Origin of the sequence: Nocardia mikamii NBRC 108933 (assembly GCF_001613505.1) — a bacterium.
GTDB classification, from domain to species: Bacteria; Actinomycetota; Actinomycetes; order Mycobacteriales; family Mycobacteriaceae; genus Nocardia; species Nocardia mikamii.
Window position 1 is genome coordinate 361,094 of record NZ_BDCM01000012.1, and the last position, 18,480, is coordinate 379,573.

Sequence of the window (18,480 nt, forward strand, 5' to 3'; positions counted from 1 at the left end):
AACAGCGGCTTTGCTGTCCCGTACTCGCCGTGAAATTCGGCGAGCTCCGAGCATAACCTTCCGATTCGACCGACACCGACAAGGACACCGCGAAAGCTTCGCCCGGCGGCATCCATACCGGTCGGCGGTGGATTACGGACCGAGAAACAGTCGCTCGTTCGGCAAGCGGTTCTCCGGGAGGCGGCCGTCGATGGTGCCGAGTATGAATTCGAGCGTGCACCAGCGCTTGCGCCGCCAGTCCCGGACGATATTGTCCACTGCCGCGGCGGCGGCCCGGTAATCGAAGGCCGTTCCGCCCAGCCAGATACGCACGTGCACATCGTTGCGCACCGCGTCCCCGCTGCCGGGCCTCAGCACAGCACCCTGAGGGCCGAGGTCGCGCTGCCGCAGCAGCGCCGCTGCCGATTCTCTGCGTTCATCTTCGTTCCCGAGCGGTAGTGCCGGCTGACTCCGGTCCACCCTTCCTCCCACGCAGGCGATCGGCGACCGTAGAACTACGTACTTTTCTACGTAGCCGTGGCCCTCCGCGGCGTCTTCTCCGTAGTCGACACCTTTCCCGCGGTCGTCCCTACGTGGTCGCCGGCTCCGCGCCGAATCCGGAACCCCAACTCCGCAGCGCGCGGTCGAGAATGTCGGTGAGCTCCTGGTCGGGATGGTCGAGCCAGTGTTCGTATCCCGCGATCGCGACGCCGAGGGCGCAGTGTCCGGCGACCTGAGCGAGCAGATCACGCGTGCCGATACCCAGCCGGTCGGCCACGAATTCGGCGACCACGTTGCGCCACTCCTGATAGCGCAGCGTCGAATGCGCCTGCAGCGCGGGAACTTTCAAAATCAGCTCCATGCGCTTGCGATGCCACGGCACCTGAGCCGGGTCGAAGCGGTTGAACTCGACCACCACACCGCGCACCGCGTCGGCGACCGGCTGATCGGGCGGGCATCGATCGAACAGTTCGCGCATCGCCTGTAGTTGTTCGCTGAAGTTGCCCCACACCACGTCGTTCTTGGATTCGAAGTAGCGGAAGAAGGTCCGCTTGCTGACCCCGACGGCGGCCGCGATGTCCTCGACCGTGGTGTCGTCGAATCCGCGCTGTTCGAACAGCTCGAATGCGACCCGTTCCAACTCGTCCGCGCTGGTAGAGGGCCTGCGACCCGCCCTGGCGCGCGGTGCGACAGACTTTTCCGCCGTCACCCCTTCCATTTTGTCACCCGGTGACATTATGCTGTGCCTCACACCCGTTATCCCGATCCCATCCCCTAGGAGCGGTCATGAACGAACCCATCACCAGCCAGACAGTAGTCCCCGCCGAGGACGCGCTCGTCGAAGACGACCTGCTCGTCGAGGATGTCTCGATCGATGGCATGTGCGGTGTCTACTGACGGCTTCGATCCGGCCGGCTCCTATCGGCTCGCGCCCTCGATCTCGCTGCGGCCCGAGCCGTTCGGAGCGCTGGTCTACGACTTCACCACGCGGCGGCTGTCGTTCCTGAAGACCAAGCAGCTGGTGGCGGTCGTGCAGGGGCTGGCCGAACATCCTTCCGCGGCCGCTGCCGTGGCGGCCGCGGGGGTCGCCGACGCCGAACATCCCCGCTATCTGAGCGCGCTCGCCGATCTGCTCGAGGCGGGCACCATCACGCCGCGTCCCGCCGGCCCGGACGAACAGGATCACCGATGAAGCTGGTCGAACATTTCAAACACGGCCTCGACGCCCCGATCTGCCTGACCTGGGAACTCACCTACGCCTGCAACCTGGCCTGCGAACACTGCCTGTCGTCGTCGGGCCGGCGCGACCCGCGCGAACTGTCCACCGCCGAATGCAAGGCATTCATCGACGACCTCGAACGCATGCAGGTCTTCTACGTCAACATCGGCGGCGGCGAACCCACCGTCCGCAGCGACTTCTGGGAACTACTCGACTACGCGGTCGCCCACCACGTCGGGGTCAAGTTCTCCACCAACGGAGTTCGGCTCACCCCGGAACGGGCCCGGCAGCTGGCCGCGACCGATTACGTCGACGTGCAGATCTCCATCGACGGCGCCACCGCCGAGGTCAACGACGCGGTGCGCGGTCCGGGATCCTTCGATACCGCGATGCGGGCCATGGGCAACCTCGCCGACGCCGGATTCGAGAACTTCAAGATCTCGGTGGTGATGACCCGCCACAACGTGGATCAACTCGACGAGTTCAAGGCCATCGCCGACCGGTTCGGCGCCCAGCTGCGCATCACGCGGTTGCGTCCCTCGGGGCGGGGTGCCGACGTGTGGAACGAGCTGCACCCGACCACCGACCAGCAGTTGCAGATCTACGACTGGCTCGTCGCCCACGGCGAGGGGGTGCTGACCGGGGACTCGTTCTTCCACCTCAACGCGCTCGGCTCCACCCCGATCGCCGGGCTGAACCTGTGCGGGGCCGGGCGGGTGGTGTGCCTGGTCGATCCGGTCGGCGACGTCTACGCCTGCCCGTTCGCCATCCACGACGAATTCCTCGCCGGCAACGTCCGCGACACCGGCGGATTCGACAGCGTCTGGCGCACATCGGATCTGTTCGCGCGGCTGCGGCAACCACAAACCGGCGGCGCGTGCATCTCGTGTTCGGCCTACGACACCTGCCAGGGCGGATGCATGGCCGCGAAATTCTTCACCGGACTCCCCCTCGACGGCCCCGACCCCGAATGCGTGAAGGGCAACGCCGAACTCGCCCTCGCCGGCGTCGGCGCCAAACCCCAGCCGGACAAGAACCACTCGCGTAGCGCGCCGCGGCGCACGGTCGCCCTCGGCATCCCCACCCGCAGCCGGAGCACCGCGCCTGATCGAGCCTGCGACACCAGCCCGCTCGCCGGGCTCACCTGACAGAAGCCGCTGCGACAAACCGTTGAAACTCTGCACGTTTCAACGGCGTTCAGCCCTGCTCAAAAGAAATCAATTATAGGACAAGGATTCTCATGGCAAGCACCCGTGACTGGTTCGAATCGGTCGCCGAGGCCCAGCGCCGCGCGAAGAAGCGCGTCCCCAAACCCGTCTACCTGGCCCTGCTGGCCGGCTCCGAAGCCGGCGCCACCCTCGACGACAACGCCGCCGCCTTCACCGAACTCGGCCTGCATCCCCACATCGCCGACCTGCCCGCCACCCGCGACCTGAGCACCACCGTTCTCGGACAAGATATTTCGATGCCGGTGATCTGCTCCCCCACCGGCGTCCAGGCGGTCGACCCCGCCGGTGAGGTCGGCGTCGCACGCGGGGCCGCGATGTCGGGCACCGCGCTCGGCCTGTCCTCGTTCGGATCCAAGCCGATCGAGGAGGTCGTCGCCGCCAACGACAAGACCTTCTTCCAAATCTATTGGCTCGGAACCAAAGACGAAATGGTCGCCCGCCTCGACCGTGCGCGTGAAGCAGGCGCCAAGGGGATCATCGTCACCCTCGACTGGGTCTTCGCCACCGCCCGCGACTGGGGCAGTCCAGCGCTCCCCGAACGCGTCGATCTGAAGACCGCCGTACGCTTCGCACCCCAGGTCGTCACCAAACCCGGCTGGCTGTGGCGCTTCGCCCGCACCGGAAAACTCCCCGACCTCACCACCCCCAACCTCGTCCCGCGCGGGCAGCAGGGCCCGACGTTCTTCGGCGCCTACGGCGAATGGATGGGCACCCCGCCGGTCACCTGGGACGACCTGGCCTGGCTGCGGCAGCAATGGGACGGGCCGTTTCTCATCAAGGGCATCGGCCGCCCCGACGATGCCAAACGCGCCGTCGACATCGGCGCCACCGCCCTGTCCGTCTCCAACCACGGCGGCAACAATCTCGACACCACCCCGGCCGCGATTCGCATGCTGCCCAGCGTCGTTCAGGCTGTCGGCGGTCAGGTCGAGATCCTGCTCGACGGTGGTGTGCGCCGCGGCAGCGACGTCGTGAAGGCGCTCGCCCTCGGAGCCGACGCGGTCATGATCGGCCGGCCGTACCTGTGGGGCATGGCCGCCGCCGGGGACCGCGGCGTCCACAACGTCCTCGAAGTCATCCGCCAGGGCATCGACTCCGCGCTCTACGGACTCGGCCACTCCTCCATCCACGACCTCACCCCCGACGACGTCATCGTCCCCGACGGTTTCACCCGGGGCATGTAGTGGCCCCCGCCCCGGTCGCCATCGTCACCGGTGCCGCGCGGGGCATCGGCGCCGCCACCGTCCACCGGCTCGCCGCCGCGGGCTGGCGTGTCGTGGCCGTGGACATCTGCCGCGACGACCCCGTTCTCGGCTATCCGCTCGGCACCCGCGATCAGCTCGCGGCGGTGGCCGCCGCGCATGCGGGGACAGTCCTCGACGTCGAATCGGATGTGCGCGATATCGAAAGCCTCGATCGCACAGTGGAACTCGCGATGGACAGTTTCGGACGGCTCGACGCGGCCGTCGCCGCCGCAGCCGTCATGACCGGCGGCCGCCCGCTCTGGGAAACCAGCCACGCCGACTGGGCGCCGATGTTCGACATCGGCGTCCACGGCACCGCCAACCTCGCCCGGGTCGCCATCCCCGCCATGCTCGCCCGACCCGAACCTCGCACCGGCCGCTTCATCGCCCTCGCCTCCGCGGCCGCCCACCACGGCATGTGGCACCTCTCCGGTTACAACGCGGCCAAACACGCCGTCGTCGGCCTGATCAAAGGACTCGCCCACGACCTGCGCGGCACCGGCATCACCGCCACCGCCGTCTCCCCCGGCTCCACCCGCACCGCCCTGCTCACCGAAACCGCCCGCCTCTACCACCTCGACACCGTCGACGACTTCGCCTCCCATCAACTCCTCGACCGCATCCTCGAACCGGACGAGGTCGCCGCCACCATCGCATGGCTGTGCACCCCCGACTCCGCCGCCGTCACCGGAAGTGTGGTGCACGCCGACGGGGGATTCGTGTCGTGACCGCCGAGCTCCCCGGTGACCGACCAGCGGTCGCGGCCGCTCACATCCATTCCGGCGCAGCGATTCCCAGCCCCGAGTCGTGGGCGAGTGTGGCCACGGTCAGTCCGCAGAGTGCGTAGAGGGATCTTGTTTCGCCGCCGCCCGTGCCGTACTACCGGCCCGCCGGCGGGTCCGGGGCGAGCGGATTCACCGCACCATGGTCCGGCGCATAACCGCCGCCCCGCTCGTACGTGGACCGACCGGAAAGGTCGTGAATATCGGTGATATCCGCCAGTTCCGGCGGAACCCGCCCACGGAGATGTCCGAGGTCGGGCACGATCAGCAGCTCGATCCGATGGGCCGACAGGTGATCGAGCAGGGCCTCCGGAACGATCAGGCTGCCGCTCTCGGTCAGCCCGATGTAGACATAGCCGAGCCGTCGGGCGACTGCCCGCATCGGCAGATCGAACCGGTGCGCGGTTTTCACGAGGTCCACACAGACGTAACCCATTGCTTGTGCGGAGATTTCATCGTCCATCGCATCGCCTTGCGAAGTCATCGGTCTTCGTTCTCGATCCGCCGGCGAATGGCGTCGACCTTGCGGTCCTTCGGAATGCGCTGCGGGACAAACAAGGTAGCAACCAGAACGACCAGCGGTAGACCGATGCAGACGGCGAAGCCGCACAAAGCCCATCCGGTCATGACTGCCTTTCCTCCAGCGCCCGGCGACCGCGTTCGCTGATCTGCCACCGCGCCCGTGAACTGCTGAAAACAACGAATCCGCGCGTTGACAGGCGAGTAAGCGCGACGCGTACACGCCACCCCGCCGATGCCGCATCCCGGCGAATTTGCCCGGTGGTCAACAGACCACCGGGTGCCAGCAGCGACAGCACCACAGAATCCGATCTGTTCATTTTCGGCTTCATCGGCAGTCCCACCATCGCATCGGCCTTCGAATCGCATCCATGAACCGAGAACACACGAAATGAGGCAGCGGCCGGAACACGCGCGAGCCGGGCAGATGTCGTCACAGGATGTACGCGGAATGCAGCGGGGGTGGGCGTGTGCGCAGGGGGTGTGTGATTGCCGAATGTTGTTGGAAAGCGTTGATTACGCGTGCCACACTCCGATCATGGGACGTAAGCCCAAACAACCCAACCTCGAACTCACGGAGCTCCTGAACGAAGGGGCGATCAGCCGAGGCGGCCTCGCAAGGCGAATCAACGATGCGGGAAAAGCTGTCGGCCTCGATCTCTCATACGATCACACATCGGTCGGGCGATGGTTGAGCGGTGAACAGCCGAATCCCCCGGCACCTCAACTGATTGCGGCTGCATTCTCGGAGATCCTGGGTCGACGAATTGTGCCCGCGGACTGCGGCATGTCCGCAAGTTCCGGTTCCGGCGACCTCGGTTTGGAATTCTCGCTGAGTTTGTCCGAGGCGTTGGGCTCCGTAACAACGCTGTGGCGCGCTGACACCGAGCGACGCCGGTACCTGCTCGACGCTTCATACGCCGTAGCTGTCTATCCCGCGGCATCGATGCGCTGGTTGACGATGCTCGGACCCGACCATCCCGTCTCTGCCGGTCGCCGTCGAGTGGGAAGTGTCGATGTCGAAGGCGTTCTCGCCATGACGAGAACATTCCGGGACCTCGACAATCGAGCCGGAGGGGGCAGGGTGCGGTCGACGATCGTGCACTATCTCCACAGTTCGGTAGCTCCATTGCTGCGCGGGAGCTATGCCGAAACCATTGGGCGACCACTGTTCTCGGCGGCTGCCGAATTGACGAAAATCGCCGGATGGGCGGCGTACGACCAAGAGGAGCACGGTCTCGCACAGCGCTACCTGATTCAGGCTCTCCGACTCGCCCGAGCGGCGAACGATCGCGGTCTGGGCGCTGAGATATTGGCCGCTATGAGCCATCAGGCGACCTACGTGGGTCGCCCGGGCGACGCCATCGACCTGGCTCGCGCGGCCCGCATGACGGCCCGAGCCACAAGTTCCGCTGCCTTGGAGTCGGAATGTCATTTGGCCGAGGCGCACGGTCACGCGGCTCGGCAGGACAACTCCTCGTGTGCCGCGTCATTGAGCGCAGCAGAGCGATCGTTCGAGAAGGGCGACCGAACAGGTTGCCCGGAATGGCTGTCGTATTTCGACGCCGCATACATGTCAGCCAAGACGGCACATTGTTTTCGCGAACTGGGCGACGACGCACGTGCCGCTCGCTTCGCCGAACAGTCTCTCCAGATGTCGTCCGGCTACCAGCGAGGTCGCGCCTTCAACCTGACCCTGCTGGCGTCTGCTCGAACAGCCGAGGATCCACTCGAGGCGGTGCGCGTCGGTCGCGAGGCAGTCGAACTCGTGTCCGCGATCTCCTCGCAACGCAGCTACGCGTATCTACGTGAGCTGCGCCGCCGGCTCGATCGGCACAAGGGCCTCCCAGAAGTTGCCGACTTCCAGCACGAGGTGCACATTCTTACTACACGACCGTACTGAGCGCGCGGTACACACCGATCACCGTGGCGGCACCGACGATTTCGCCACGCTCGATCATCTTCGCGGCCTCATCCAACGGAATCCAACGAATGTCCTCCGCTTCGTTGACATCCGGTGCGGTGTCGGTCAGTTCGGCACCTTGGGACAAGTAGACCTCTTGTGGGTGGTCGAGGGTGCCGATCGCGGGCTGGTAGGTAACCAGATGCCGCATCGACTTAGGCCGCCACCCGGTTTCCTCCTCCACTTCCCGAGCCGCCGCGGCCGCGACGTCTTCGGCTCCGTCGACATACCCTCCGGGCAATTCCCACACCCATCGATCGATGATGAATCGGTGCCGGTACATGAGCAGGATTTCGCGGCTGTCGTTGAGCACTACTGTCATCGCACATCTCGGCATGCGGGCGACGTACTGAGTGAACCTCACGCCGTCCGGCAACTCCACGTCGACCGTCGACAGCCGTATGTGCCGGTTTTCGTCGACCAAGGTCTCGCCGAGGATGGTCCACTGGGTACGCGTCACATCCCGACGGTATCGCGAACTCGTATCCGGGCGCGGCCGCCTCGGGGCGAATTCCCCCGACCGCACGGGAGAGAACGATCACCACTCTCGATTGCGCTGACGTAGCCTGGCGGTACTTCTGACCAATTGATCGGATTGGAGTGCTGTGACACATCCTCCAGTACTGGTACTCGGAGCTACGGGGGGACAAGGCGGCGCTGTTGCCGACGCATTGCTCTCGCGCGGGGTGGCGGTGCGCGCGATGGTGCGCGATCCGCAGGGGCGTGGGGCGCGGCGGCTCGGTGAGCGCGGCGCTGAACTGGTGGGCGGGTCGCTGGACGACCGGGCCGCGCTCGCGGCGGCGATGGCGAATGTCGCGGGCGTGTTCGCGCTGACCACACCGTTCGAGGCGGGTGCCGATGCGGAGGTCCGGCAGGGGCGGGCGATCATCGGGGCGGCCGGCGATGCGGGGGTGCCGCATCTGGTGTTCAGTTCCGTGGCGTCGGCGGATCAGAACACGATGGTTCCGCATTTCGAGAGCAAGGCGGTGATCGAGCAGGAACTCACGGCCAGTGGTCTGCCGGCGACCGTCGTCGCACCGACGTATTTCTTCGACAACGCGCTCGGTGGCCGCCGGGAGCTTCTCGACGGTGTGCTGGAGCTACCCCTACCTTCCGATCGCCCGCTACAGCAGCTCGCGCGAGAAGATCTCGGGCAGTTCGTCGCTCTTGTCCTGCGCGAGCCGGACCGCTATCTCGGCGAGCGCGTCGAACTGGCCGGCGACGCACCCACGCCCGCCGATATGGCCGCCGCCATCGGTGACGCGCTGGGCCGGCCGGTCGTTCATCGGCAGACCTCGCTCGACGCCATCGGCAATCCGGATATGCACGCCATGTGGGCATTCCTCGACGCCGGCGGCTACCGCGTCGACATCGAGGCTCTGCATCGCGCGACGCCCGAGGTCGAGTGGACGTCGTTTCGTGACTGGGCGCTACGGACCCTTCCCGCGGTGAAGGCGGAATCTCCCCGCAATCCGTGACTCGCATCGACATCGACAACGAAGGGACCCCGATATGCCGGAGACGAATTCCACCACGTGGCCGCGGTTGCGGGTCGCGGAGTGGGCGGAGACGCGGGAGACGCTGCATATGTGGATGCAGGTGGTCGGAAAGGTCCGGCTCGCGCACGCGCCGCTGTTGAATCATTGGTGGCAGGTGACGCTTTTCGTGAGTCCGCTGGGGCTGATGACGCCGGCGATACCTTACGGTGATCGGCTGTTCGATATCGAATTCGACTTTCTCGCGGAGCGGTTGGTTATCCGTGCCGACACCGGCGATATGCGCACTGTGGCGCTCGAGCCCAAGTCGGTGGCGCAGTTCTACGCCGAAACGATGCGGGCGCTCGACGAGCTGGGATTGCGGACGCGAATCCAGGCGCGCCCCAACGAGGTCGACCCGTCCATCCCCTTCGCCGAGGACACCCGGCACGCCTCCTACGATCCGGAGTCCGCACGGGCGTTCTGGCGGCAACTCGTGCATGCGGATCGCGCGCTCAACGAGTTCCGGGCGGGGTATATCGGCAAGTCCAGTCCGGTGCATTTCTTCTGGGGCGCAATGGATCTGGCCTACACCCGGTTCTCGGGGCGAAGCGCGCCGGAACACGGCGGCGGTGCGCCGCACTGTGCCGATTGGGTCATGGTGGAGGGTTATTCCCACGAACTCAGCAGTTGCGGATTCTGGCCCGGCGGCGGCGAGGAAGGCGCGTTCTACGCCTACGCGTATCCCGAACCGGAGGGCTACCGCGAGCGGCAGCTTCAGGTGCCAGGGGCGGGCTACGACACCGCGCTGGGGGAATTCGTTCTTCCGTACGAAACGGTGCGGACGGCCGAGGATCCGAACGCCGTCGTGGCCGCCTTTCTACGTGAAACCTACGCTGCGGCAGCCGAATTGGGCCAATGGGATCGCGCCGATCTCGAATGCGATCCGCATCGGTGGTCCGAGAAACGAGCGGCGGCCCCCTGGTCCCTGCGCTGACGGACGCGAAAGACACAGCGGCACCGAGGCCTTCATGCTGCAGGCGCAGTCGGATCCCGGCCTGCGCACCGAGATCGCCCAGCGGCGCGAGGGATTCCGCGCCGCCGGCCGGCCCGATATGGTCGCGGTCGGCTGGTCCGATCCGGATGCGGCGTCGATGTCGAAGGTCGCTGACCCCGGCGGCTACGGTGTGATGCCGTCGAACTGCATCACCCAGTACGGGCTGTTCGTGGTGGTATTCCATTGGGAGACATAGAGAGTGATGTCCGTGAGGGAGCTCGACCGAGGGTGGATGTAGCCGCCGTAGAGTTGAGGGAAGGTACGGACCCAGAACTGCCACCATGGCGCGGAGGCGACGACCTGCCGTTTCGGCGCCGTCCAGACGCGATCGATGGCCGGTGCGGTGCGGGTCGAGATGCAGGCGCCGGCGACGTCGAAGTAGGACATGACCCACGTCCCGGCGATGTTCTTCACGCTCAGCTCGCCGATCGGGCCCATACCGCCGAACAGCGGCGTGGGAGTGGGACTGCCCCACTGCCAGGCCGAACCGTTGTAGCCCCAGTATTCGTAGTCGGCGCGGACGGCGATCTGCTGCCACGGCACGCGCATCAGGATCGGGCCGTTGCGATTGTGGCTGCGCCCCCACTCCTTCGAGACGATGTAGAGATAGCCGTCGCCGTTGTTGTTCCCGATGCCGGCGAACGACTGCATCATGAACGGACTCCAGCCGCCGTAGCCGTCACTGCCGTCGTTGAGCCAGACGGCCGCATAGTCGGTCCAGGTGGCGCCGTCGTCGTCGGAGTAGGCCAGCCCGCAGAACAGCGCACCGTAGCGATCATCGGGGACGCCCCAGTCGTGAACACTGGTGTAGGTCAGCCACGTTCGCCCGTTCGGATCGACGAACGCGTCGTTGGGAATTCTGCTGACCTCGAACCCGTAACCATTGTCGGCATTGTGGTGGTAGGTGAGGGCCTGTCGCGCCGGCGCGCCACCGGGGGTCGCGGAAAAGGTGGTGGTGGCGTCCGGGAGGTCGGAGCTGAACAGCAACACGGGCGATCCGAGCCACGTGCCCGACCCCTGACTGTCACCGGTGAAGGTGTCACCGAAGACGAAGCCCGACCCGCCGGGCGCGAAACGATCTCGGCCGTAAGGGATTCCGAGATCGGTGCCACCTACTCCGAACTGTCTCGCCGTACTTCCGGCGAATCCGGTGAGCGGCGTCCCCCAGTGCGTGGCCATCGCCGGCTCATGCCGGGGCGGCGAGGACGAATCGCGTCCATGCCGCGGCTCGGTTGGCGTTGTCGGTGCACACCTTTCCGGTGGTGAGGTCGATGGCATAGACGCAGCCGTCGGGGACCCCGCCGTTGAAGGTGGCGAACCAGGCCGTCGGCCCGTCCTGCGGTGTGGCGCAGGCTGCCACGTCGGCGAAAGCCCCTTCCGGGAACGTGATCTCGGCGGCCGTGGCGGTGGTGAGGGCGGCCAGGGTTCCGCCCGCGGCGGCGGCCGCCGCCGCCGCCCGGACCTGGGGCACACAGTCGGTGATCACGAAGAAGCGGCCGTCCGTGCTGGCGATTGTCGGCATGCGAATACTCCGTCGGAGACGTTACGGGTTGGGAGGCTGGAAGCCGGCGATATCGAGTTTCTGCCCGATGGCCGCGATCGCGTCGACCAGGGACCAGCCGCCCAGTTGCGGCCAGCCGGTGCCCTGCAGTCCGCGCATCTGGATCCACTCGTCGCGGATGCGGCCGTCGGAGTCACGCGGCAGCGGCACCTGGGTGGGCCCCGGCGGCGCCGCGAAGCCCGGCAGGCCGAGGCTCTGCCCCACGCTGGCGACACCGTCGACGAGCGTGTGGCCGCCCAGTTGCGGCCAGCCGTTGCCGCCGATGCCCATGAACTGAATCCACATGTCGGTCACCGGGTCCGTTGCCACCGTGCCGACCCCGACCTGGTTGGCGAAATCCTCCGGTGAGAATCCGTCGGCGGAGTTCATATCGCAGTTGCCGAAGGGCGAGGCGCCCTCGGGCAGGCCGCCGCCGTACCCCTGGCCGTCGGTGTACTGGTGCGCGATCTGGCCGGGCAGATTGGGATTTCTGCCGTAACCGGCGCCGATCATGTTCAGGCCGTCCGGGCGCACCGGCCACATACTGTCGAAATCCGGGCGGTTGGCGTAGCCGATGACGCGCCGGGTCGAACCGAGCCAATCGGCCAGCCGCCAGTACGCGCGGTTGATGCCGTCCGATTGATCCCCACCGGGATTGCCGCCGGATTCCACGTCGATCATCGTGATCATCTTCGGATGCGGACCACCCGCCTGACCGACCATGCTCCGGTGGGTGTCGACGGTATCGAGCCAGTTCGGCCGCCAGTAGAAGTAGACGATGAAGCAGGCGATGCGCCCGGAATCGGCGGCCCGGGACGCCCACGAATAGTTCGAATAGAAGTTGTGGTCCTGGTAGGTCCCGTCGTTGGAGCGGAACGAGAAGAGCTGATACGGATAAGAGTCGTCGACCGGCACTTGGAACTCGGACACGTCGGCGAAAAGGGAATCGACCATATTCCCCTCCAAGAGTCGACCGGTCCTCGGCAGGACCGGGTTTCGAGTGGGTGGCTATCTCATTGTCCGAGGCTACGCCTGTCCCGTCATCGATAGTGCGGTTCTCGTGACCGCGTCGTAATCGACGTTCCCCCAACGAAACCCGTCGATGATCGAATTACCGCCCCTCGGCGCCCGGCACGAGGGCACGGACCCGCAGCTGATGCGTAGTCATTTGTCCGTTACCGCACGCCGTCGCCGCACGGTCGAGATACAGCGATGCGGTGTTGTCGGGCGGGTAGATTCGCAGCCCCGGCACCTCGACCGGTCCGCACTGCTCGGCCGGAATGTTGTGCACGTCGACCGCGAACACGAGCGCCGACGCCTGACCGCCGGGCGCCAGTTGCACCGGTCCGGACGCGCCTCCGTCGCGGACGGCCGGGGCGCCGACGGGCGAGCTGTCGGGGCCGGCGGCATAGGAGACACCCGGAAAACCCTCCAGAACGCACGAGCCGGAGCCGTTGTTGGTGAACACGATCGGAAATGCGACAGTTCCGGCGGCGGCGTTCGAGGGCCCCAGCGCGGCCGCGAGATCGGATGTCCGGCATTGTGGCGCAACGGCATTCGTATCCCGGACGGGCGGAGTACCATCGTTCGAAGGTACCGAACCCACGTGTAAGGCCGGGGCCGCGCTCGTATTCGGAGTGTCCGGCGCCGACTGGTCCGATCCGCAGCCCGCGACGGTCACAGCCGCGGCCGCGGTGAGCGACCACCACGCCATCCGCCTTCTTTTCACAACTCCCGACCGTACTCGGTTCGGGGCCGGCCGTGGAAGATCCGTCGAAGTTCGTCGCGGGCAAGGAGAACCCGATGATCGACATCATCACGTTGCGAGGAACCGGAGAGCCCCGGAACGCGGACGGCAGCCCTGCGGGCATGCTGGCCGCGGTCACCGATCTGCTCTCGACCGACAGCTTCAGCTTCTTCGAACCCGACTGGCCCGCCTCCGTCGGGCCGGATCCGAATCTGTGGGGGCCGTCGCTGGACACCTCGGTCCGGCTGGGCGTCGCCGCGGGCGTCGAGGCGATCCAGCAATCGCCGAATGTCTGTGCGCTGCTGAGCTATTCGCTCGGCGGCATCTGTGCGAGCCGGATACTCGAGGGGGTGGCCCGGGGCGAGTACACCAACACCGACGGCAGCCCGCTCGAGATCGCCTTCGCCGTCTTCATCGCCAACCCGCTGCGCAAGGCCGGCGACTCGGTGAACAACCTCTGCCCGCCCACGACCTTCGGGCTGCACGGCCAGCACGGCACCTGGCCCGCGGCGGTCGCGACCCGGGAGTACGCGAATCCCGGCGACATCATCACCGCCTCCCCGGCCGACTCGCCGCTGCGCATCATCGACGTGGGTATCTCGCCGTTCTCCTTCGTCGAGGGCGCGCGTTTCGGCAACGCGAGCTATCTCATCTTCGCGCAGCTGATGCAGTTCCTGATGTCGAATCCGGTGGCCAACCTGCAACGCTTCGCCATCACCATCAATGGTGTGATCGGCTACCTCACCCCGTATCCCGACGGTCAGCACGTGCTGTATCCGGCCCACGACATGCCGGGCACCGACGTGACGTGGACGACCGCAGCGGCGAACTACATCACGGAGAATTTCGCGTAGGGCCGGGCAATTCGCCGGCGTGCCGGGCCGGCGGGCGGGCGCGCGTGGTACTCGGTGGCGGGCAGGGGAACCGACCAGACGAGGCGGGTGCCCCGCTCGATATCGCACCGCCCGCCCAGTAACCGCGCCCGGGCGCTCGAGCCGAGCAGCGGAGGCAGCAGGAGGCCGACCGGGCCGGCGGCTTCGACGACCACCGTCACCGTGGTCGTGACCGACGCCGTCACGACCACGGTGTCGGCGCCGGGGTGGGCGGCGATGTGCCGCACGGCCTCGTCGACCACCGCTGCGGCGTGGAGAGTCAGATAGTCCGGGACCACGTGCACCGGACCGGTGACCGCGGTGACGATGCGGAGCATGGTGTGACCGAGGTGGCGGCGCATCACCTCGTCGATGCGCACCAACAGTCCGGAAGCGCCGACAGCGCACGGGGCGGTGGTGACCGCGGGAGTATCAGCCATCGATCGGCCGGACCTCTCTCGCCGAGAAAACGAACCGACCCTGCGGTCTAGAGTCGGCACGCCTTCCCAATAATGGCCGCCGGGCCGGACATTCGGGCACGAACCGGCGAATTCGAGCGACGGAACCGATCAGGCGACCGCGCGGAGATGGCGAGTCCGCGCGGGCTCGGCGAGGGCCTGTTCGCGCAGACCGCTGAGCACCCGGCTCAGGATCCGCGAAACCTGCATCTGCGAGATGCCGTGCAGCGCAGCGATCTCGGACTGGGTCTTGCTCTCGTAGAAGCGCTGGATCAAGATCTTGCGTTCCTGCTCGGGCAGGGCCTCGATCAGCGGTTTCACCGTGATCGCGTCCTCGGTGAACTCGTAGCGCGGTTCATCGACCGCCAGCCGGGCACCCAGCGGCGTGGGGCTGTCGCTTTCTGCGGACTGGGTTTCGTCGAGCGAGTCGCACAGGTAGCTGTTGGCCGCCACCGTTGCCTGCACGACCTCCTCGACCGGGACGTCGAGGGCGCGGGCGAGCTCATGGCTGCTGGGCTCGCGACCGAGTTGCTGGGACAGCACCAGGCTGTGCTGGGAGATACGGGCGCGCAGCTCCTTCATGCGGCGCGGGACCTTCACCGCCCACCCGCTGTCGCGGAAATACCGGCGCACCTCCCCCATGATCGTCGGCACGGCGAAGCCCAGGAACGGTGCGCCCCGGGACACGTCGTACCGGTCCACCGAGAGCACCAGTGCGAGGTTCGCGACCTGCTGCAGATCTTCCCGCGACTGTCCGCGTCCCTCGTACCGGCGGGCGATGTGGGCGGCCAGCGGCATGCAGTCGGCGATGATCTGCTCCCGCAGCCGGGCGCGGCGCGGATCGGTGGCATCGAGTTCGGCCAGCGCACGGAAGGAATCTTCGATCCCGTCATAGGAATTGCGGCCACCGTCGTCGCGAGCGGTGGCGGAACGGGTCGAGGCAGCAGTGGTATCGGTGCTCATGATCGTCTCCGCAGCTTCCGTATGAACCATGCCGCCCTGGGTATCCGCGACTCGGAGGCTCAAACAAGAAATTTCGGTCGAATCCGTCGCGGGCGACGGCGGTGGCATCCGTGCCGCGATGTGCTGTACTTGCCGGGTGAGCGAGTCTGGTGAGTCGACCGACGTGGTCGACGCGGTGGTGGAAACAACTCTCCTCGGTGGTCCTCGCCGCTACACCCGCGCTCAGGTGGCCGAGCTGTCCGGTGTCTCGGTCGACAATGCCCGCAAACTGTGGATCGCCTTGGGGTTCCCGGCCGCGGCGAGCGACGACGAGGCGGCGTTCACCGACGCCGATGTCGCCGCCGTCCGCACCTTCTGCGCGCTGGGCCCCACCTCGAATGTGAACGAGCAGAACCAGATTGCCGCCGCCCGCACCCTCGGGCAGTCGATGGCGCGACTGGCCGAATGGCAGGCGGACCTGATCACCCGCGAACTCGGCGCCGGCACCGACGCCGCGGCCACCGCCCACGCCATCGAGGTGCTCACCGATCTGCAGCAGTACGCGTGGCGGCGGCATCTGGCCGCGGCGCTGAGCCGATCCCTCGAATCCGACGGCGCCGCACGGCAATTACTCGTCGGATTCGCCGATATGGCCGGCTACACCCGGCTGTCGCGGCACCTGGACCCCGACGAGCTGACCGATCTGCTGGAAGCGTTCGAAACCGCCACCACCGAGGCGATCACCGCCCACGGCGGCTGGGTGATCAAGAACGTGGGCGACGAGGTGATGTTCGCCGTCGACGATCCGCACCGGGGCGCGCGCATCGCGCTGGCTCTGCACGTGGCGATCGGCCGGGCGGCGCAGACGATTTCGGAGATGCCCCAGATCCGGGTGGGCCTCGCCTACGGGCCGGTGCTGACCCGCTTCGGCGACCTCTACGGCACGGTGGTCAACATCGCCGCCCGGCTGACCGGCGTCGCCCGTCCCGGAACGGTGCTCGTGGACGACGGCGCGGCCGCGGCCCTGGCCGGCGACACCGAATTCTCCCTGCGTCACCTACGCAGCGTGCGCGTCAAGGGATTCTCCCGCCTGCGTTCCCATGTGCTGCGGGAGCGACAGCGCAGACAACGCTGATCCTCAGGTCGCCGAGGCCGCCGACGCGATCACATCGGCTACCGCGGCGGGCTGTGAGACGAGCGCGACATGCGATGCCTGTACCTCGCTGGTGTGCGCGCCGATCCGGCCGGCCATCCACCGCTGCGCGGCGGGCGGAATCACGGTGTCGTTCGCGGAGACCAGATACCAGCTCGGCGTGCTCGACCACGAAGGCGCCCCGGACGGCTCGATATTCGCCGCCACTGCCAGGGACTTCTGGTGGGCGAGCATGGTGGCCGCCGTCGCGTCGCTGACGTCGGGGGCGAACACCTGATGGAACGACGCGTCGGCGATGTAGGCGTCGAGGTTGCGGCCGAGGGCGTTGGTCGAATCGTCGACGATCTTCATCTGCAGTGCGGGCGGCAGTAATTGGCTGCCGGGAAAGCGGATCGGATCCAGCGCCAGCGCCACCGGCTCACCCTGCGCCGGCGCGAACGCCGCCACGTACACCAGAGCCCGCACGTTCGGATTGTGGATGTTGGTGATCACCGCCCCGCCGTAGGAATGGCCGACCAGGACCACCGGGCCGGAGATTCCGGCGACGGTCTTCTCGACGGCCGCGGAGTCGTAGGCGGGTCCGCGCAGCGGATTCTCGGGCACCACCACCGGGTATCCCCGCGCCCGCAAATTCCCGGCGACAGCATCCCAGCTGGTGGTGTCGGCGAACGCCCCGTGCACCAGCACGATCGTCGGCATGGTCTGGGCATTCGCGGGTCCGACTGCCGCCACGACGAAACCGGCGATCAGCGCGAACACGATCGACACGGCTTGCGCGAAACGGGTGAATCTCATGGCGTGTCCCTTCATCGCTGCGCCGGCGGGCAGATGCACACGACCGGCAATCAATGGGCAAAGGCGACCTGGCAGCGACGATAGCGCTCTCGACACGCACGGGCAGCGGTTCGGGGAAGATCCGCTCAGCCGGCCTCGAAGCGGGTGGCGATATCGGCGGCGGTCACCTTGGCGAGTTCGACGAACAGCGGGAGTCGCTCGGGGATCATCAGCGCCGTGGGCCCGCGCAGTCCGAGCGCGAAGCGGCAGTCGCCGCCCCGGGTGAGGATCGGCAGGCCGATGGTCCGGAATCCGGGATCCAGTTCCTCGTCGTTGTAGGCGTACCCGCGCGTGAGCGTGCGATCGAGTTCGGCGCGAAGTTCGGCCGGGGAGGAGACCGACCGGGCGGTGCCCTCGTCGTAGGTGAGGGTGGCCAGGACCTCGTCGGAGGCGCCGGACCAGGCGAGCAGGGCCTTGCCCAGCGCGCTCGCGTGCAGGGGCAGGCGGACTCCCATCAGCCGATGTCCGTCGGTCTCCCGCCAGCGGCTGGTGCCGAGCAGGACGGCATGAATGCTGTGGCGGATCGCGACCGACGCGCTCGCGCCCGTGGTGGCCGCGAGCTGTTCCAGGCTCGGCTCGGCGAGGTAGATACGGTGCTGGCGGTAGGCGATCTGACCGTATTCGGCGAGCGCGCCGCCCATGCGATAGCGGCTCGAGGCCTCGTCCTTCTCCAGGAAGCCCGCCTGCACCAGCGCGGTGAGCAGGCGGTGAGTGGTGCTCACCGCCAGGCCCTGCTGACGGGCGACTTCCGATACGCCGCGTTCGTCGCCGTCGCGGAAACAGTCGAGGACCGACAGCGCGCGGGTGACGGTCTGCACTCCGGAGGCTTCCACGCCGGGGACGGTAACACAGGAAGGAGGCTCGCACCGCCTCGTTCATTCCACTATTCGGAAAGCGAACTCGCACCGAGTTCGGATCACGCTGCGCGAAAAGCACGGTCGATCAAGCTGATTGGCCAGTACAGAG

At 67.1% G+C, this 18,480-nt stretch carries 25 protein-coding genes; 11 read left to right on the forward strand and 14 right to left on the reverse strand.

Annotation, left to right across the window (positions count from 1 at the left end; translation table 11 throughout):
- Positions 1-132 precede the first annotated feature (132 nt).
- Both NMI01S_RS34875 and mftR read right to left on the reverse strand, forming a co-directional pair.
- Complete coding sequence (locus NMI01S_RS34875; RefSeq protein WP_157126212.1) at positions 133-459, reverse strand: hypothetical protein; 327 nt, start codon at positions 457-459, stop codon at positions 133-135.
- 109 nt (positions 460-568) lie between these two features.
- Positions 569-1,216 (reverse strand): mycofactocin system transcriptional regulator MftR, encoded by a 648-nt coding sequence (gene mftR / locus NMI01S_RS16485; RefSeq protein WP_369689917.1) that lies wholly within the window; start codon positions 1,214-1,216, stop codon positions 569-571.
- Positions 1,217-1,266: 50 nt separating this feature from the next.
- On the opposite strand from mftR, the gene mftA reads away from it, so the two are divergent.
- The 5 genes from mftA to NMI01S_RS34885 all read left to right on the forward strand — a co-directional run bounded on the left by mftA (position 1,267) and on the right by NMI01S_RS34885 (position 4,900).
- Positions 1,267-1,377, forward strand: a complete 111-nt coding sequence (mftA, locus tag NMI01S_RS34165; RefSeq protein WP_081879272.1) for a mycofactocin precursor MftA — start codon at positions 1,267-1,269, stop codon at positions 1,375-1,377.
- Positions 1,367-1,672: a mycofactocin biosynthesis chaperone MftB gene (gene mftB / locus NMI01S_RS16490; protein ID WP_245716894.1), complete on the forward strand. Its 306-nt coding sequence runs from the start codon at positions 1,367-1,369 to the stop codon at positions 1,670-1,672. Before mftA ends, mftB begins: the two co-directional genes overlap by 11 nt.
- Entirely contained in the window at positions 1,669-2,847 is a 1,179-nt protein-coding gene (mftC, locus tag NMI01S_RS16495; protein ID WP_062998128.1) for a mycofactocin radical SAM maturase, read from the forward strand. Before mftB ends, mftC begins: the two co-directional genes overlap by 4 nt.
- Positions 2,848-2,939: 92 nt before the next feature.
- Positions 2,940-4,112, forward strand: a complete 1,173-nt coding sequence (gene mftD, locus NMI01S_RS34880; RefSeq protein ID WP_062998130.1) for a pre-mycofactocin synthase MftD — start codon at positions 2,940-2,942, stop codon at positions 4,110-4,112.
- Positions 4,112-4,900, forward strand: coding sequence for a mycofactocin-coupled SDR family oxidoreductase (locus NMI01S_RS34885; protein WP_062998132.1), 789 nt, complete (start codon positions 4,112-4,114; stop codon positions 4,898-4,900). The genes mftD and NMI01S_RS34885 overlap by 1 nt, the downstream gene beginning before the upstream one ends.
- Positions 4,901-5,051: 151 nt before the next feature.
- Here NMI01S_RS34885 and NMI01S_RS16510 read toward each other — a convergent pair whose 3' ends face one another.
- Genes NMI01S_RS16510 through NMI01S_RS34895 form a run of 3 tightly spaced genes read right to left on the reverse strand, consistent with a single transcriptional unit; the run spans position 5,052 to position 5,910 of the window.
- Positions 5,052-5,417, reverse strand: a complete 366-nt coding sequence (locus tag NMI01S_RS16510) for a hypothetical protein (protein ID WP_062998134.1) — start codon at positions 5,415-5,417, stop codon at positions 5,052-5,054.
- Positions 5,418-5,434: 17 nt separating this feature from the next.
- Positions 5,435-5,581 (reverse strand): hypothetical protein, encoded by a 147-nt coding sequence (locus tag NMI01S_RS34890; protein WP_157126214.1) that lies wholly within the window; start codon positions 5,579-5,581, stop codon positions 5,435-5,437.
- Positions 5,578-5,910, reverse strand: coding sequence for a hypothetical protein (locus NMI01S_RS34895; RefSeq protein WP_157126215.1), 333 nt, complete (start codon positions 5,908-5,910; stop codon positions 5,578-5,580). Before NMI01S_RS34895 ends, NMI01S_RS34890 begins: the two co-directional genes overlap by 4 nt.
- A gap of 101 nt (positions 5,911-6,011) precedes the next feature.
- Here NMI01S_RS34895 and NMI01S_RS16515 point away from each other — a divergent pair, with 101 nt between their 5' ends.
- Complete coding sequence (locus NMI01S_RS16515; protein ID WP_062998720.1) at positions 6,012-7,376, forward strand: NsdA family TPR-like regulatory protein; 1,365 nt, start codon at positions 6,012-6,014, stop codon at positions 7,374-7,376.
- Here NMI01S_RS16515 and NMI01S_RS16520 read toward each other — a convergent pair.
- A complete protein-coding gene (locus NMI01S_RS16520; protein ID WP_062998136.1) occupies positions 7,360-7,896 on the reverse strand; it encodes an NUDIX domain-containing protein in 537 nt (178 codons plus the stop codon). The two genes, NMI01S_RS16515 and NMI01S_RS16520, sit on opposite strands and share 17 nt — an antisense overlap.
- 145 nt (positions 7,897-8,041) lie before the next feature.
- Here NMI01S_RS16520 and NMI01S_RS16525 point away from each other — a divergent pair, with 145 nt between their 5' ends.
- Genes NMI01S_RS16525 through NMI01S_RS33750 form a run of 3 tightly spaced genes read left to right on the forward strand, consistent with a single transcriptional unit; the run spans position 8,042 to position 10,164 of the window.
- On the forward strand, positions 8,042-8,914 hold the full coding sequence (locus tag NMI01S_RS16525) for an NmrA/HSCARG family protein (protein WP_062998138.1): 873 nt from the start codon (positions 8,042-8,044) through the stop codon (positions 8,912-8,914).
- A 34-nt stretch (positions 8,915-8,948) separates the two neighbouring features.
- On the forward strand, positions 8,949-9,908 hold the full coding sequence (locus tag NMI01S_RS16530) for a DUF5996 family protein (protein WP_062998140.1): 960 nt from the start codon (positions 8,949-8,951) through the stop codon (positions 9,906-9,908).
- A gap of 34 nt (positions 9,909-9,942) precedes the next feature.
- A complete protein-coding gene (locus NMI01S_RS33750) occupies positions 9,943-10,164 on the forward strand; it encodes a hypothetical protein (RefSeq protein ID WP_063920755.1) in 222 nt (73 codons plus the stop codon).
- On the opposite strand, the gene NMI01S_RS16535 is transcribed toward NMI01S_RS33750, so the two are convergent.
- From NMI01S_RS16535 to NMI01S_RS16550, 4 genes are all read right to left on the reverse strand, one after another.
- Positions 10,092-11,147: a glycoside hydrolase family 183 protein gene (locus NMI01S_RS16535; RefSeq protein WP_062998142.1), complete on the reverse strand. Its 1,056-nt coding sequence runs from the start codon at positions 11,145-11,147 to the stop codon at positions 10,092-10,094. The two genes, NMI01S_RS33750 and NMI01S_RS16535, sit on opposite strands and share 73 nt — an antisense overlap.
- 7 nt (positions 11,148-11,154) lie before the next feature.
- Positions 11,155-11,490 (reverse strand): PQQ-binding-like beta-propeller repeat protein, encoded by a 336-nt coding sequence (locus NMI01S_RS16540; protein WP_062998144.1) that lies wholly within the window; start codon positions 11,488-11,490, stop codon positions 11,155-11,157.
- 21 nt (positions 11,491-11,511) lie between these two features.
- Positions 11,512-12,462 (reverse strand): hypothetical protein, encoded by a 951-nt coding sequence (locus tag NMI01S_RS36385; RefSeq protein ID WP_369689910.1) that lies wholly within the window; start codon positions 12,460-12,462, stop codon positions 11,512-11,514.
- A 157-nt stretch (positions 12,463-12,619) separates the two neighbouring features.
- Complete coding sequence (locus NMI01S_RS16550; protein WP_062998146.1) at positions 12,620-13,222, reverse strand: DUF4232 domain-containing protein; 603 nt, start codon at positions 13,220-13,222, stop codon at positions 12,620-12,622.
- A gap of 89 nt (positions 13,223-13,311) precedes the next feature.
- Between NMI01S_RS16550 and NMI01S_RS16555 the strand changes: the two genes are divergently transcribed.
- Positions 13,312-14,109 (forward strand): hypothetical protein, encoded by a 798-nt coding sequence (locus tag NMI01S_RS16555; protein WP_062998721.1) that lies wholly within the window; start codon positions 13,312-13,314, stop codon positions 14,107-14,109.
- Here the strand turns inward: NMI01S_RS16555 and NMI01S_RS16560 are convergent.
- Complete coding sequence (locus NMI01S_RS16560) at positions 14,085-14,567, reverse strand: hypothetical protein (protein WP_062998148.1); 483 nt, start codon at positions 14,565-14,567, stop codon at positions 14,085-14,087. The two genes, NMI01S_RS16555 and NMI01S_RS16560, sit on opposite strands and share 25 nt — an antisense overlap.
- Positions 14,568-14,696: 129 nt before the next feature.
- Positions 14,697-15,548: a SigB/SigF/SigG family RNA polymerase sigma factor gene (locus tag NMI01S_RS16565; protein ID WP_062998722.1), complete on the reverse strand. Its 852-nt coding sequence runs from the start codon at positions 15,546-15,548 to the stop codon at positions 14,697-14,699.
- Between the two features lie 136 nt (positions 15,549-15,684).
- Between NMI01S_RS16565 and NMI01S_RS16570 the strand changes: the two genes are divergently transcribed.
- Positions 15,685-16,662 carry an adenylate/guanylate cyclase domain-containing protein gene (locus NMI01S_RS16570; protein WP_062998723.1) on the forward strand — a complete coding sequence of 326 codons (978 nt, stop codon included), beginning with the start codon at positions 15,685-15,687 and terminating at the stop codon, positions 16,660-16,662.
- A gap of 3 nt (positions 16,663-16,665) precedes the next feature.
- Here the strand turns inward: NMI01S_RS16570 and NMI01S_RS16575 are convergent, their stop codons facing one another.
- Complete coding sequence (locus NMI01S_RS16575; protein ID WP_062998724.1) at positions 16,666-17,475, reverse strand: alpha/beta fold hydrolase; 810 nt, start codon at positions 17,473-17,475, stop codon at positions 16,666-16,668.
- 125 nt (positions 17,476-17,600) lie between these two features.
- On the reverse strand, positions 17,601-18,347 hold the full coding sequence (locus tag NMI01S_RS16580; protein WP_062998150.1) for an IclR family transcriptional regulator: 747 nt from the start codon (positions 18,345-18,347) through the stop codon (positions 17,601-17,603).
- Positions 18,348-18,480 lie beyond the last annotated feature (133 nt).